Consider the following 14,528-nt stretch of genomic DNA (forward strand, 5'->3'; position numbering starts at 1 on the left):
ATAAAAAGGAGCCGTGTGCTCCTTTCTCATTTATCATCTTCTTTGTCGGGGGTTAGAATCATTGGAATAATGATAGGCTCTCGTTCGGTTTGCTCGTAAAGGAAAGGTCTTAAGGCATTGACAATAGCACCATTGATGCTTTGAATACTGGCTTCCTTATTCTTGAGGGCAATCCGGATGGCATTGAAGAGGATGCGTTGACCTTGGCGAATAAGGTCGCCAGATTCACGCATATAGACAAAACCACGACTGAGGATGTCTGGACCTGCCAGAATCATCTTAGTCTTGAAATCAACGGTAGCAACAGCTAAGACAACACCATCTTCGGAGAGATCGCGACGGTCCCGCAGGACAGCGGTACCGATGTCGCCGATACCATTACCATCAACATAGATGTCTTGGGCATTGAAGTGACCGGCCCGACGGGCAGAATCCTTGGTCAGGGCAAGGACATCACCGTTTTCCATGATGAAGATGTTATCTCTTGGAATACCTGTATCTTCAGCTAGACCAGCATGGACCTTTTGCATCCGGTATTCACCGTGAACTGGCATGAAAAATTTTGGCTTAATCAAACGGAGCATGAGCTTTTGCTCTTGTTGGCCCCCGTGTCCTGAGGTATGGATATTGTTAATCTTGCCGTGGATAACATCAACACCAGCCTCTTGGATAGTGTTAATCAGCTTGTTGACGCTGGTGGTGTTACCCGGAATTGGGCTAGAGGAGAAGATAACGGTGTCCCCTGGTTGTAGGGTGACTTGCCGGTGGGTGCCATTGGCAATCCGAGCCAAGGCTGCCATGGATTCTCCCTGGCTACCGGTACACATAATCATGATTTCGCTGGCATGGTAGTTCTTGAGTTCATTGGGTTCGATGAAGGTACCATCAGGAACCTTGATATAACCAAGTTCAATCCCATTGACAATGGCTTTTTCCATTGAGCGACCAAAAACGACGATTTTCCGACCGTTCTTAACGGCAGCTTCGGCAGCCTGTTGCAGCCGGAAAATATTTGAGGCGAAGGAAGCGAAAATAATCCGACCGTGGATGCCACCGATAATTTTCATGATGGATTGACCAACCACTTTTTCCGAATTAGTAAAGGTTGGAATCTCTGCATTGGTCGAGTCGGATAGGAGACAGAGAACGCCATCATCACCAAGTGCAGCCATCCGATGAAGATCTGCTGGTTGACCAACAGGGGTGAAGTCGAACTTGAAGTCACCGGTACAGACGATTTTTCCTTGTGGGGTGTGGATGACAATTCCTAGAGGTTCTGGAATCGAGTGGGTCGTCCGGAAGAAGGTAACGCTGAGGTTCTTAAAAGTCAACTCCGTGTTGTCATTGATTTCGTAAAGTTTGGCATCGCGCAGGAGACCATGTTCTTCTAATTTTCCACGGATAAGAGCTAAAGCCAAAGGTCCGGCATAAACAGGAATATTGGCCTGCTTAAGCAGGAAGGGAATACCACCAATGTGGTCCTCGTGACCGTGGGTGATAACCAGACCCTTAATCCGATCCACATTTTCCACGATGTAGGAATAGTCAGGGATAACATAGTCGATACCAAGGAGGTCGTCTTCTGGAAACTTGATACCGGCATCAACGATGATGATTTCATCTTGATATTCGATACCGTAGGTATTCTTGCCGATTTCTCCCAGTCCGCCTATGGCATAAACCCCGACTTCTTCGGGTTTTAAATTGATATTTGACATATTAGAACTCCGTTAGGCTAAAGGAACCAGATTCCTTTTCGTAATTGAGGTGCATATCTGATAGCAGTTCGACAAATTCGATGTTGTAGCTGGTCTTTTCTTCAACCAATTTGCGAGCCTTGATTCGACCTTGGAGTTCATCTTTAGCATCGATATCAAGATAAAGAGCTTGAGTAGTTTCGCGTCTTGGGTTGCGATCCTTAGTTTCTTGGTAAAAAACTTTATAAATCATGGTTTTCCTTTCTGAATTGTCAGGTTTCACTAAAAGGACCAATCAAATCAGTCTTAGTACTGATTTGATGATTTTCTATTAAATTGTCTTGTGTAGTAGTTTGACCTGAACATTTATAACTACCGAGATTATACCATAAAAAGAGGGATTAGTAAAAAGGAATCTAGCCTGAGATTAGGGAGCCCAAGGTGTCATGGACTGGTTTTTATGATAAAATAATAAGGAATTTAACGAGAGGAAAATCATGAAAATATTAGCTTTTGATACTTCAAACCAGCCCCTATCGGTGGCTCTTTTGGAGGAGGGGAACATTGTGTCTGAAATGACCTTAACGGTTAAAAAGAACCATAGTATTAGCCTGATGCCCACCATTGATTTTTTGGTAGCTCAAGCTGGCTGGCGCCCCAGTGATTTGGAGAGAATCGTGGTAGCACAAGGGCCAGGTTCCTATACAGGTCTTCGAGTAGCAGTGGCAACTGCTAAAACTCTGGCTTACAGTCTAGGAATAGATTTGGTGGGTCTTTCGAGTTTGCAGGCCTTGTGTGACATCGAGGCTAGTGGCCTGGTCATTCCTTTGATTGATTCAAGGCGTCAGAATGTTTATGTCGGTTTTTATGAGGATGGAAAGTTGGTCTCACCGGAGCGGCATGCTAGTTTGGTGGAGGTTCTGGACTTTGCCAAGACGTATCCAGAAGTAATCTTTGTTGGGGAAGCAGGAAAGTTTCGTCAAGAGATTGAAGCTGCTTTACCTCAAGCAAAGATTATTGAAACTCTGCCTTCTGCAGGATTGTTGGGGAGTTTGGGACAAAGTCTGCCAGCAGTTGATATTCATGCCTTTGTTCCCAATTATCTCAAGCGAGTTGAGGCAGAGGCAAATTGGCTCAAGACCCATCAAGAAAATAATTCCGACGATTACATCAAGCGAGTCTAAAATGAAAGAGGAAGAATTAGCCCAGGCCATTTATGACATTCTCGATGATGTCTATGACCAATCTCCTTGGAGTCTGGAGCAGGTGCGGGCGGATTTAGCCCAGAACAATACCGACTATTTTTATGTCTATGATGGCCCTGAGATTGTTGGCTTTTTATCCATTCAGAATCTGGTTGGACAATTAGAGGTAACTAATCTAGCTGTTAAGAAGGCCCACCAAGGACAAGGTCTGGCTGGTCAGCTCATGCGGGAATTGATCAATCGACCAGAGGATATTTTTCTTGAGGTTAGGGTCTCCAATATCCCTGCTCAAGAGCTTTATGAGAAGTTTGGTTTTTCCCGTGTCGCCAAACGAAAGGCCTATTATCATAATCCGATTGAGGATGCCTTAATTATGCAGCGAGCTGCTAAAAAATGAGAGGCCAAGTCTGGCAAAATGGTAGTTGTGAGGTTGAATAATGTTGAAAGATAGATATATATTGGCGATTGAGTCCTCTTGTGATGAGACCAGTGTCGCCCTTTTAAAAAATGAATCAGAACTGTTGAGTAATATTATTGCCAGTCAGGTTGAGAGTCATAAGCGCTTTGGAGGCGTGGTACCAGAAGTGGCCAGCCGTCACCATGTTGAGGTGATTACTCTTTGTATTCAGGATGCTCTGAGTGAGGCTGGCCTTGAGGCTCAAGACTTGGATGCTGTAGCAGTAACTTATGGCCCGGGTTTGGTTGGAGCTCTCCTGGTGGGAATGGCGGCAGCTAAGGCCTTTTCTTGGAGCAATGGTCTTCCTCTTATTCCTATTAACCACATGGCTGGTCACCTGATGGCAGCTAGGGAGGCGGGTCCTCTGACCTATCCTCTATTAGCTCTCTTGGTATCAGGTGGCCATACCGAATTGGTCTATGTCAAGGAACCTGGCGATTATAAGATTGTTGGGGAAACCAGAGATGATGCGGTAGGTGAGGCCTATGATAAGGTTGGCCGAGTTATGGGCCTCACCTACCCTGCTGGTAAGGAAATTGACAGCCTGGCTCACCAAGGTCAAGATATTTATGATTTTCCTAGGGCCATGATTAAGGAAGATAATCTGGAGTTTTCATTTTCGGGCCTTAAGTCGGCTTTTATTAATCTGCACCACAATGCCCAACAAAAGGGGCAAAATCTGACGAAAGAAGACTTATCGGCTTCTTTTCAAGCGGCCATTTTGGATATTTTGCTGACTAAAACCAAGAAGGCTCTGGAACTTTACCACGTTGAGACCTTAGTTGTTGCTGGTGGTGTTGCAGCCAATCAGGGTCTTAGAGAGCGCCTAGCTGAGGAAATTCCCGAACAAATTGATGTGCGGATTCCTCCCTTACGCCTCTGCGGTGACAATGCTGGAATGATTGCCCTGGCAGCGGCAATTGAGTTTGAAAAGAAAAACTTTGCCAGCTTGGATCTTAATGCTAAGCCAAGTTTGGCATTTGAAAGCTTAACCGATTAGCTTCTTTCCTTGATTTTGGCCAGGTGATTGACTTTTGCCAAGGCCAGTCGAAAGGGAGCCTTAAGCATTACTCTTTCCCACGACAAATGCACAGGAGATTTTTTAAGAGAAAATAATGCTTTCTGTAATTCGGATTTTTCAACATAAATTAAAACTTTTGATGTTTTACTATAGAGAAACATCGAGATAGTTAAAAACGCATCTATATTATTGTTCAGAAATATCTATTTCATGCCTATGGCGTGTGACTCTTTCCCGAGACTCTTGTCGCGGGTTTTCTTATCTGTTACAATGATAGAATATTCTAAAAATTGAAAGAAGTTGACGGTATGCAAGAAAAAGGATTTAGAGAAGGACTGCAGGATGCCATACCAACAGCCCTAGGCTATATTTCTATAGGAATTGCTTTTGGAGTGGTTGCTTCTTCTGCAGGATTGTCGGCGCTTGAAGTTGGTCTGATGAGTCTCCTCATTTATGGGGGATCAGCCCAATTTGCCATGGTGGCCATGATTGTCTCAGGGGCTGATTTGCTGACTATCACCCTGACAGTTTTTTTAGTTAATCTGCGCAATATGTTGATGAGCCTGCATGCTACGACTATTTTTACCAAGACTCCCTTCTTGCAAAATATTCTTATGGCAACCTTGATTACTGACGAGAGTTACGGTGTTCTTCTGGGAGAGCATGTCCACAACAAGTCTATTACCGCTGCTTGGATGCATGGCAATAATTTAATTGGCTACACGGCTTGGTTCCTATCAACCGTAATCGGAACCCTGATGGGGAAGCTGATTCCTAATCCCCAAGTTCTGGGGTTGGATTTTGCTTTGATTGCCATGTTCATAGGGCTTTTGGTTTTCCAGTTTGATGCCATGATTTCCGAAGGGATCAAAAAACTCTTCCTAATTTTACTGGCCGTGGCCGCCGGGTACCTGTTCTTGGTGACTCTTGTGAGCTCTTCTTTGGCGGTTTTATTGTCGACGTTAATCGGCTGTAGCTTGGGGGTGTTTCTGGATGACAAACACTAGTTTTGTTTTACTAGCAATTTTATTGGGCTTTGTGGTGACCTGGATTCCTCGGGTTGCTCCTTTTGTCTTGGTTAAATACCGAGGCTTACCGGACATTGTTGTCCACTTTTTGAAATATCTACCTGTGACCATTCTTTTTGCTCTGACCCTATCCAGTCTCTTTAGTAGCAAGGTTGGACACCTCCCTAAGTTGAATGGTTGGGAAGCATTGGCTAGTTTGCCAACCTTATTTGTCGCTATTCGGACGAAAAATCTACTCTATGCTGTTCTGACCGGAATTGTCAGCTTAGCTCTCATGCGTTTAATTTTTTAGAAGGAAGTAGCTGTGGTAAAATAGGGACAAGAAAGTGAGGTGTCAATGGTTTTATCAAAGAAACGGGCCAGAAAGGTAATTGAGGAAATTATAGCCCTCTATCCCGATGCCAAGCCCAGTTTGAATTTTGCCAATCATTTTGAATTATTGGTGGCGGTCATGCTGTCCGCCCAAACGACGGATGCTGCCGTTAATACGGTAACCCCCTCCCTCTTTGCTGCCTTTCCGACGCCCGAAGTTATGGCGGAAGCTAGTGAGGCGGACCTAGCCAACTATATTTCTCGCCTAGGTCTCTATCGTAATAAGGCCAAGTACCTGAAAAAATGTGCCCAACAATTAGTTCAAGATTTTGGCGGTCAGGTGCCGCAAACGCGAAAGGAATTAGAGAGTTTGGCAGGTGTTGGTCGCAAGACAGCCAATGTGGTTCTCAGCGTTGGTTTTGGTATCCCAGCCTTTGCGGTTGATACTCATGTCGAGCGGATTTGCAAGCACCATGATATTGTGGAGCAGTCAGCCAGCCCTCTAGACGTGGAAAAGCGAGTGATGGAGATTCTACCAAGAGAAAAGTGGCTACCAGCTCATCAAGCAATGATCCTCTTCGGGCGGGAAATCTGTCATCCCAAGAATCCAGAATGTCATAACTATCCACAACTCTATGACTTTTCTGATTTAAAATAGGAGTCTGAGCAACTGGATTGCCCAAGCAAGATTAATGAACAATGATGAAAGGAATCTTATGCTTCATTTTGAAAACGACTATAATGAGGGAGTTCATCCCAAACTCTTGGAGGCCTTGACCAAAACAAATACTGAAAATCTTGCGGGTTATGGTCTTGATGCCTATACTGAGAGGGCTAGCCAGAAGATTAAGACTGCCTGTCAGGCACCAGATGCCCAGGTCTTTTTCTTAACTGGGGGAACCCAGACCAACCAGGTTGTCATTGATACCATGTTGGCTCCCTATGAAGGGGTTATCGCTGCTCAGACAGGTCACATTTCTGTCCATGAGGCGGGGGCCATTGAATACACCGGTCACAAGGTGCTGACGCTTCCGCATGAAAATGGGAAAATTTTTGCCAAGGATGTCAAACAGACCTTGGAGGATTTCTATGCGGATGGAAATCAAGAGCACATGGTTTATCCAGGCATGGTTTATATCTCTCACCCGACTGAATATGGGGCCCTCTATAGCAAGGCTGAGTTGACAGAACTGGCTCAACTTTGTCGCTCTTATAAAATTCCTCTCTTCCTAGATGGAGCTAGGTTGGGCTATGGTCTGGCGGCTGAAGCTACTGACCTCGACCTGCCAACCATTGCCCAGTTGACAGATGTTTTCTATATCGGTGGGACCAAGATGGGTGCCCTTATCGGTGAAGCAGTCGTTTTCCCCCATGCCAATATGCCTAAACGCTTTAACACCATGGTTAAGCAACACGGTGCTCTCCTAGCTAAGGGACGGATTTTGGGCATTCAGTTTGACCAATTCTTTAGCGATAATCTCTATTTAGAAATCGGGAAAGAAGCCCTGCGACTGGCCGCCCAACTCAAGAATATTTTGCAGGATAAGGGGTATCAATTCTTTTACCAATCTCCAACCAACCAACAATTTGTCATTGTTGAAAATAATCGCTTAGAAGCATTAGGGAAAAAATTAGTCTATAGCTTCTGGGGAAAATATGACGATAACCAGACCGTCATTCGGCTGGCCACCAGTTGGTCTACAACCCGGGAAGATATCGATCAATTAAAAGAAATTTTATAAGAAATTAGAGTGGCTGATGAGGCTGCTCTTTTTTAGGTTCTTGTCAGCTGTGATGAGTAACAAGGTTTCAAGCTTGTGAAACAAGCAAATGTCCCTGCATAGACTAGCTCCAGTGTTTGCTGTCCTAGTATTCTAAATTAAATAAAAAAAGCAGCCGCTAGGGCTGCAAAGGGTTTGAATAAGAAGAATTGTGAGATTATTATATTCAATCCTACTAAAAACACGCTTAATTAAAACTGTTAGAAAACTTAATTTTTAACTTATTTAAGAAAAGACCGAATTACTCCCTCTTAATAATGAGGACTACCGGCCACCCAGCCGGTGCAGAGAGCTGCTGTAATATTGAAGCCACCGGTATGAGCATTAATATCCAAGACCTCGCCGGCAAAGTGCAGTCCTGGAACGGTTTTGCTCTCCAAAGTCTTGGGATTGATTTGCTTGAGGTTAATGCCACCCTTGGTGACGAAGGATTTGGCCAGAGACATCTTGCCTGTGACTTTAATAGGTAAGGTCTTGATTTTTTGAATCAGACTCTTTTTTTCTTGTGCTGTCAGCTGTTTAACTTTTTCTGGAAAACCTTGAGCAAGAAAGTCAGATAGTCGTTCTGGGAGGAGGGGCTTCAAAGCATTTTTGACAGACTTTTCACGTTCCTGATCTAGCAGGTTCTCGAGCTCTTGGGTTGTCGACTTGGGCAGGAGGTCGAGCTGGACAACTTCACCACCGGAGACAAAGCTAGATAGCCTTTGGGCAACTGGTCCGGAGAGGCCAAAATGGGTGAAGAGCAGGTCGTGGGTAATTTTGTGTTTACCGTAAGTTAGGGTCACATCATCTAGGGAAATTCCTTGTAGGGCCTTGTGGGGAAAGTCGGTTAACAGTGGACTTTCAGCAGCTTCCAAGGGGGTAACTGTCATCTTGAAATGGCGAGCAATCTCGTAACCAAAGCCAGTCGAGCCAGTTGAGGGATAGGACTTACCTCCTGTTGTGACAATCAGTTTTTGACAGCTAAAAGTTTGCTCGGCCGATTTGAGAATAAAGGTGGTATCCTGCTTCTTAACCGAGACTATTTCGGTTTGGGTCAGAATCCTGCCACCAAGTTCTCTAATTTTATTTTCCAGGGCTTGGATGATGGTAAGAGATTTATCAGTTGTCGGGAACATACGTCCGTGGTCTTCTTCTTTGAGGGGGACACCACTGTCCTCAAAAAAGTTGATAATATCGTGGTTGTCAAACTGGGAAAAAACGCTGTAGAGGAAGCGACCATTGCCAGGAATGCCAGCCATTAGGTCATCAAGGCTACCACTATTGGTCACGTTGCAACGGCCTCCGCCAGTGCCTGCTAATTTTTTACCCAGTCGTTTATTTTTTTCAATCAAAAGTGTGGAAAAGCCATAGGAGCAAGAGGCAACGGCTGCCATCATGCCTGCAGGTCCAGCGCCTATGATGATGGTATCGAATTCAGTTTTTGTCATGACTTTATTATAGCATGTAAGGGAATAAAATGAATATTTTCGGAAAATATTATAAAGTTATTGACAAAACCATAAAATACTTATATACTAAATTAGTAAATCAATTATTTAATAATTTTGAAAAGGAGTTTCTTTATGAAAATCTTAGTATTAAAAACAAACAAACTGGACGCTAAAAATGCAGATTTTACATGGTTAAAAAAAGAATTAAGTGGTAATTGGAAAATTAATCCAAAGCGTCTGGATAAAGTAGAACAAGCAGTTTTATTACTTAATGGTGAATGTATTGCTACTTTTAAGTTAGGTAGTACAATTATGTATAACAAGGAGACTGGAAGGTGTAATTTAGAGTTAGTTCAGGATAATAATCAAGAATTTTTTGGTAAGAGATTTGATTATGGAACAAGTAACCCAGCGACTTTAGCTGATAAAGGTGACTTTTTAGAAAAGTGTATTTAAAAATTTTAAAGGAAGCTATGTCACTTTGGATAATTCCTAAACTTTCAAGCCTTAAATGCTTTCCTTTTATCGAAATTGACAGCCAAAGCCTATTATGATACTATTTTAGGAGAAATTTCGGATAAAAAGAGGACCTTATGGCTATTGAAAAAACAGTCAGTGAATTAGCTGAGATTCTTGGTGTCAGTCGCCAAGCCGTCAACAATCGGGTAAAATCCTTACCTGAAGAATTTGTCGGGAAAAATGAAAAGGGCGTGACGGTTGTTAACCGAGATGGCCTAATCAAGCTGGAAGAAATTTACAAGAAGACCATTTTTGAAGATGAGCCGGTCAGCGAAGAAACCAAGCAACGGGAGCTGATGGAAATATTAGTTGATGAGAAGAATGCAGAGATTGAACGTCTCTATAATCAACTCAAAGCTAAGGATGTCCAGCTGGCTTCCATGAATGAACAGCTTAATATCAAGGATGTGCAGATTTCAGAAAAAGATAAACAGCTGGATCAGCAACAACAGCTGACCTTGACAGCTATGCAAGATAGCGAAAATCTCAAATTGGAACTGGATGAAGCTCGCAATCAGGTTGAAGAAATTCAGATTCAGCAAGAAAAAGCCAAGAAGGGCTTCTTTGCTCGTATCTTTGGTCGTTAATATTTTGCCCGACGTGATTCAAGAAAAGGAAAGCCGATTATGATGTTTTCCTTTTGGAGTTAGTGAGGGACATAAAGAACTGCGCTGACGGTTCTTGTAGCAAATTCAAATACAAAATTGTGGATTTGTTTTGTCTCTTGATTATTTTTGACTCTCGAAGAGTGAAGTATGTTTTATAGGTGAGGTTGGAACAGACGTTCTAGCCTTTTTTTCAAGGACAATCATGGAAAAATTAGAAAATTATATCGCTTTTGATTTGGAATTCAACACCGTAGCTGGGGTTAGCCACATTATCCAAGTATCGGCAGTTAAATTTGCTGGCCATGAGGAAGTTGCTCATTTTGACAGCTATGCCTACAGTTCGGTACCCTTGCAAAGTTTTATCAATGGCTTGACAGGAATTACGGCCGATAAAATTGCCAAGGCCCCTAAGTTGGAGCAGGTTTTGGCAGATTTTCGGACCTTTATTGGTGAGACTTCTCTGATTGGCTACAATGCCCTTAAGAGTGATTTGCCCCTTCTAACTGAAAATAATCTGGATTTGGCCGACCATTATAAGGTTGATGTCTTTGATCAGGCCTTTGAACGGCGCAGTCTGGATTTGAATGGTATTGCCAATTTGCAGTTGCATACGGTGGCTGAATTTTTAGGAATTTCCGGTCGCAATCATGACAGCCTGGAGGATGCTCGCATGACTGCCCTAGTCTATGAAAAATTCTTAGAACTAGATGAGAATAAAAGTTATCTGGACCAGCAAGAAGAAGTGGTAAGCGACAATCCTTTTGCTGCCTTGGGGGGCTTATTTGAAGATTAAGTGGAAAAAAATAAAAATCACCTAGGGTCAGGGCTTGCTAATGACGCTGGGTCATGCCCTAAAATAGCAGATGAACAAAGGAAAACAAGCTAGAATTGTTAGGGTGCCCGCTCTAGTTTACTAGCCTGTTTTAATCTTTGTATCATATCTAAAAGGAGGTGACAGTCATGTCTCAGACTTATTCCACAGGTGACTTGGCTAAGTTGGCTGGTGTTTCTGTCCGAACGGTTCAGTATTACGACAAGCGTGGTATTCTTGAGCCCTCCCAATTGAGCCAAGGTGGTCGGCGGATTTATTCAGAAAGCGATCTCGAACAACTCCAAATCATCTGCTTTTTGCGAGACCTAGATTTCTCAATTGAGCAAATCAAGAAGGTTATGGCAGAAGCAATGCTTAGTCAGGTTTTAACCATGTTGCTGGAGGATAATATTGCTAGTCTAAAGCAGGATATGGCTAAACGCAAAAGTCAACTTGACAGCTCTGTCAAGCTACTTGACACGCTCAAGGGCCAATCTGGCCAAAGCCTAAAGCTAGTCTCGGATATGACCATAGTCATGGATAATCAAAAGAATTGGCGTCGTTTGCAATTGAAGTGGTGGTCTTCAATGATAATTTCTGCAGGGGCTTATATCGCCCTAATGCTCTTTGTTCCTCAACCTTCGTGGTTGCAATGGACAGAAATGGTAATTTTCATTATCTTCTTTACTGGGCTAGTCATTTATTTCAGAAGGCAGTATGTCTATCTTTGTCCAAATTGTCATCAGCTCTTTGAGCCAAGTTTTAAAGAATTTGCTTGGGCAGGGCGTGCTCCCAGAACTCGCAAGCTGACCTGCCCTCATTGCCACAAGAAATCCTATTGTCTGGAATTGGCCAAGGAGAAGAAGTAGAATAAACAAAAACACCGCTGGATTCTCGTCCGGCGGTGTTTCTATCTGTATATGGCAGGGGTGTGCCTAACCTGATTGATAGCCTATCAGAAAGGCAATTTACCAGCAAAGGCTCCCATGGTTTTCTTGGTCGCTGCATCAATCTGCTCCAGGGCATCATTGATTGCTTGGCTGGTCATGTCTTGCAAGGTTTCGATGTCTTCTGGGTCAACAACTGCCTCCTTAAAGTCAATGCTGATTAATTTCTTGTCGCCGGTGAAGCTGGCAACAACCAGGTCTTGGGCTGATTTGCCAGTAAAGGTTTGGCTAGCCAATTCTCCCTGTTTTTGCTCCATTTGCTTTTGAAGCTTCTGAGCCTGCTTCATCATATTTTGCATATTCATCATAAGATTTTCGAGATTCCTTTCGTATCAAGGGTTTTACCCCTAAGGTTTTTAAAATGGTGACCAATCGTGACCACTTTTAGAAGTTGTCAAAGGCATTGGCGACTTCTTTTTGTTGTGATGGAAAAAGGTGGGAATAGACGATGCTGGTTGTGTTTATGGACGAATGTCCTAAACCAAATGTTCTTGCTCATCTGGTCCCTTAAGCTAGTGAGTTCCAGTTTTTTCAAATTCATGAAAAACTGGGGATAATAACGGCCACTTTGCCATTATACCATGTTTGATTATTATTTTGAAATGCTTGTCGAGCTCTGTTGATAATTGGAAGGTACCGGGCGTGCTGTCATCAGCTCTTGGATTGAGTTGATGCAAGGGCTTGCATATTCTTTGGCTTGTATTATAATAGATGAGAAATAAATTTTTACACTCTTCGAAAATCAAAACTATCCGTCGTTAACTCGTTTTGCCGTACGTCAGTACAGCCTGCAGCTCGTTGCCTCGGCAACCCTTGATTTTCATTGAGCTTTAGAAAGAAGTGCCCTATGTCAAAAATTGAAACAAGTTTTACGGACAAGTTGTTTGCCGACTTTGAAGCTAATCTCAAGCTTCGGACGGTTGAAAATGCTGTCAGCCATGCTGGTCTGCTCAAGTCTTTAGAAAAACGTGAGGCTAGTCAGAATAATGACTTTGCCTACTCGATTGATTTGACCAAGGATGAGGTTGCCAACCAAAAGCAATCCGGTCGTTGCTGGATGTTTGCGGCCCTCAACACCTTCCGCCACAAATTAATTTCAGATTTCAAGCTGGAAAATTTTGAGCTCTCTCAGGCCCATACCTTCTTCTGGGACAAGTATGAAAAGTCTAACTGGTTCTTGGAACAAATCATTGCTACAGCTGACCAAGAACTGGGCAGCCGCAAAGTTAAGTTCCTCCTGGATGTTCCGCAACAAGATGGGGGACAATGGGATATGGTTGTCGCCCTCTTTGAAAAATACGGGGTCGTACCAAAATCCGTTTATCCAGAATCTATTTCATCTAGCAACAGTCGTGAACTCAACCAGTATCTCAATAAGCTCTTGCATCAGGATGCTCAAATCCTGCGGGAATTGATTGCAACTGGTGCTGATGAGGTGGTGGTTCAAGCTAAGAAGGAAGAACTCCTGCAAGAGATTTTCAATTTCTTGGCTGTTAATCTGGGTTTACCACCCCGTAAGTTTGACTTTGCTTATCGCGATAAGGATGATAACTATCACAAGGACAATGGCATTACTCCTCAGGAATTTTACCAAGAGTATGTTGGCCTCAAGCTGGACGATTATGTATCCATCATTAATGCTCCAACAGCCGACAAGCCTTATGGGAGGTCCTATACGGTAGAATTACTGGGTAATGTCCTTGGTAGTCGTCAAGTTCGCTATCTAAATCTGGATATGAAACGCTTCAAGGAATTAGCTATCGCCCAACTGAAGTCTGGTGAAACCGTTTGGTTTGGTTCAGATGTTGGTCAATTTAGCAACCGCCAGTCAGGTGTTATGGCTGCTGACCTTTACGACTTTGAAACTGCTCTGGATATTGATCTCAAGCAAGATAAGGCTGGCCGTTTGGATTACAGCGAAAGTCTCATGACTCACGCCATGGTTCTGACCGGTGTTGATTTGGATGCCCAAGGCCAACCCATTAAATGGAAGGTTGAAAATTCTTGGGGTGAAAAGGTTGGTAAGGATGGCTACTTCGTAGCTACCGATGCCTGGATGGACGAATATACCTACCAAATCGTTGTCCGCAAGGAATTTTTGACCAAGGAAGAATTGGCTGCCTATCAAGCTGAACCAAAGGTACTGGCACCTTGGGACCCCATGGGAGCCTTGGCAAGCAAATAAGGCTCTTTGAACATCTCGAATCAGATCAGCAAACAAATCTAAGGTTTGATTTGAAAAATCTTGGCTTGCAAGGCTAGCGGTTTTTGCAATCAGGCAATGTCTCGTTAGTAGCTGATATTTTTTTCTATCTCTGTTTCCTGATTTGTATTGAGTATAAATTAAAAGATCCTAGAGGATTGTAGTGACCCCAAAAAGTTGGACATAATAGTTTAAGTAAAGGATTGCGTTCTGTATTGCACAGGACTCAGTCCTTTTAGTTTTAATTTAATGCATTTATTGTTGTAATAATCAATGTAGTCTGAGATAGCGAGCTTTAAGGCCTCAATGGATGGAAAGTCCTTCTCAAAGCCATAGAACATTTCGGATTTTAAAGTCCCAAAGAAAGATTCCATCATACCATTATCTAAACTGTTACCCTTACGGGACATGGATGGTATCATCTTATGCTCTTTTAGGAAATGGTGGTAATAAGCGTGCTGATACTGCCAGCCCTGATCACTATGTAAGATAGTACCCTGATAGGT

Annotated in this window: 17 protein-coding genes; 12 read left to right on the forward strand and 5 right to left on the reverse strand. The window is 43.2% G+C overall.

What is annotated here, in order from left to right; translation table 11 throughout:
- Window positions 1-26 precede the first annotated feature (26 nt).
- Together rnjA and BS63_RS0107425 are read right to left on the reverse strand one after the other, a co-directional pair.
- Window positions 27-1,718, reverse strand: a complete 1,692-nt coding sequence (rnjA, locus tag BS63_RS0107420) for a ribonuclease J1 (RefSeq protein WP_002959318.1) — start codon at window positions 1,716-1,718, stop codon at window positions 27-29.
- A gap of 1 nt (window position 1,719) precedes the next feature.
- Complete coding sequence (locus BS63_RS0107425) at window positions 1,720-1,950, reverse strand: DNA-dependent RNA polymerase subunit epsilon (protein WP_019768566.1); 231 nt, start codon at window positions 1,948-1,950, stop codon at window positions 1,720-1,722.
- A gap of 244 nt (window positions 1,951-2,194) precedes the next feature.
- On the opposite strand from BS63_RS0107425, the gene tsaB reads away from it, so the two are divergent.
- The 7 genes from tsaB (at window position 2,195) to BS63_RS0107460 (ending at window position 7,462) form a co-directional block, all read left to right on the forward strand.
- Window positions 2,195-2,881 carry a tRNA (adenosine(37)-N6)-threonylcarbamoyltransferase complex dimerization subunit type 1 TsaB gene (gene tsaB / locus BS63_RS0107430; protein ID WP_002959315.1) on the forward strand — a complete coding sequence of 229 codons (687 nt, stop codon included), beginning with the start codon at window positions 2,195-2,197 and terminating at the stop codon, window positions 2,879-2,881.
- A 1-nt stretch (window position 2,882) separates the two neighbouring features.
- Window positions 2,883-3,299 (forward strand): ribosomal protein S18-alanine N-acetyltransferase, encoded by a 417-nt coding sequence (rimI, locus tag BS63_RS0107435; RefSeq protein ID WP_002959313.1) that lies wholly within the window; start codon window positions 2,883-2,885, stop codon window positions 3,297-3,299.
- 40 nt (window positions 3,300-3,339) lie between these two features.
- Entirely contained in the window at window positions 3,340-4,359 is a 1,020-nt protein-coding gene (gene tsaD / locus BS63_RS0107440) for a tRNA (adenosine(37)-N6)-threonylcarbamoyltransferase complex transferase subunit TsaD (protein ID WP_019786757.1), read from the forward strand.
- Window positions 4,360-4,688: 329 nt separating this feature from the next.
- On the forward strand, window positions 4,689-5,387 hold the full coding sequence (locus BS63_RS0107445) for an AzlC family ABC transporter permease (RefSeq protein WP_002959309.1): 699 nt from the start codon (window positions 4,689-4,691) through the stop codon (window positions 5,385-5,387).
- Window positions 5,374-5,700 (forward strand): AzlD domain-containing protein, encoded by a 327-nt coding sequence (locus BS63_RS0107450; protein ID WP_002959307.1) that lies wholly within the window; start codon window positions 5,374-5,376, stop codon window positions 5,698-5,700. The genes BS63_RS0107445 and BS63_RS0107450 overlap by 14 nt, the downstream gene beginning before the upstream one ends.
- 45 nt (window positions 5,701-5,745) lie before the next feature.
- The gene (gene nth, locus BS63_RS0107455; RefSeq protein ID WP_002959306.1) at window positions 5,746-6,378 is read left to right on the forward strand and encodes an endonuclease III; all 633 of its coding nucleotides are present in this window, start codon (window positions 5,746-5,748) and stop codon (window positions 6,376-6,378) included.
- Between the two features lie 58 nt (window positions 6,379-6,436).
- On the forward strand, window positions 6,437-7,462 hold the full coding sequence (locus BS63_RS0107460) for a threonine aldolase family protein (RefSeq protein ID WP_028798524.1): 1,026 nt from the start codon (window positions 6,437-6,439) through the stop codon (window positions 7,460-7,462).
- 290 nt (window positions 7,463-7,752) lie between these two features.
- Here BS63_RS0107460 and aao read toward each other — a convergent pair whose 3' ends face one another.
- Window positions 7,753-8,931, reverse strand: coding sequence for an aminoacetone oxidase (aao, locus tag BS63_RS0107465; RefSeq protein ID WP_002959304.1), 1,179 nt, complete (start codon window positions 8,929-8,931; stop codon window positions 7,753-7,755).
- A gap of 135 nt (window positions 8,932-9,066) precedes the next feature.
- On the opposite strand from aao, the gene BS63_RS0107470 reads away from it, so the two are divergent.
- The 4 genes from BS63_RS0107470 (at window position 9,067) to BS63_RS0107485 (ending at window position 11,741) form a co-directional block, all read left to right on the forward strand.
- Window positions 9,067-9,390 carry a hypothetical protein gene (locus BS63_RS0107470; protein ID WP_002959302.1) on the forward strand — a complete coding sequence of 108 codons (324 nt, stop codon included), beginning with the start codon at window positions 9,067-9,069 and terminating at the stop codon, window positions 9,388-9,390.
- Window positions 9,391-9,527: 137 nt separating this feature from the next.
- Entirely contained in the window at window positions 9,528-10,040 is a 513-nt protein-coding gene (locus BS63_RS0107475; RefSeq protein ID WP_002959297.1) for a DUF536 domain-containing protein, read from the forward strand.
- Window positions 10,041-10,263: 223 nt separating this feature from the next.
- On the forward strand, window positions 10,264-10,854 hold the full coding sequence (locus BS63_RS0107480) for a 3'-5' exonuclease (protein ID WP_002959295.1): 591 nt from the start codon (window positions 10,264-10,266) through the stop codon (window positions 10,852-10,854).
- Between the two features lie 167 nt (window positions 10,855-11,021).
- Entirely contained in the window at window positions 11,022-11,741 is a 720-nt protein-coding gene (locus tag BS63_RS0107485; protein WP_002959293.1) for a MerR family transcriptional regulator, read from the forward strand.
- A gap of 86 nt (window positions 11,742-11,827) precedes the next feature.
- Here the strand turns inward: BS63_RS0107485 and BS63_RS0107490 are convergent, their stop codons facing one another.
- Entirely contained in the window at window positions 11,828-12,127 is a 300-nt protein-coding gene (locus BS63_RS0107490; protein WP_002959292.1) for a YbaB/EbfC family nucleoid-associated protein, read from the reverse strand.
- A 539-nt stretch (window positions 12,128-12,666) separates the two neighbouring features.
- On the opposite strand from BS63_RS0107490, the gene pepC reads away from it, so the two are divergent.
- Window positions 12,667-14,004, forward strand: a complete 1,338-nt coding sequence (gene pepC, locus BS63_RS0107495; protein ID WP_002959289.1) for an aminopeptidase C — start codon at window positions 12,667-12,669, stop codon at window positions 14,002-14,004.
- 209 nt (window positions 14,005-14,213) lie between these two features.
- Here the strand turns inward: pepC and BS63_RS0107500 are convergent.
- Window positions 14,214-14,528, reverse strand: a 315-nt coding sequence (locus BS63_RS0107500) for an IS3 family transposase (protein WP_028798525.1), incomplete at its 5' end; no start/stop codon positions are given.

The organism is Streptococcus sobrinus DSM 20742 = ATCC 33478, from assembly GCF_000686605.1.
Taxonomy (GTDB): Bacteria; Bacillota; Bacilli; order Lactobacillales; family Streptococcaceae; genus Streptococcus; species Streptococcus sobrinus.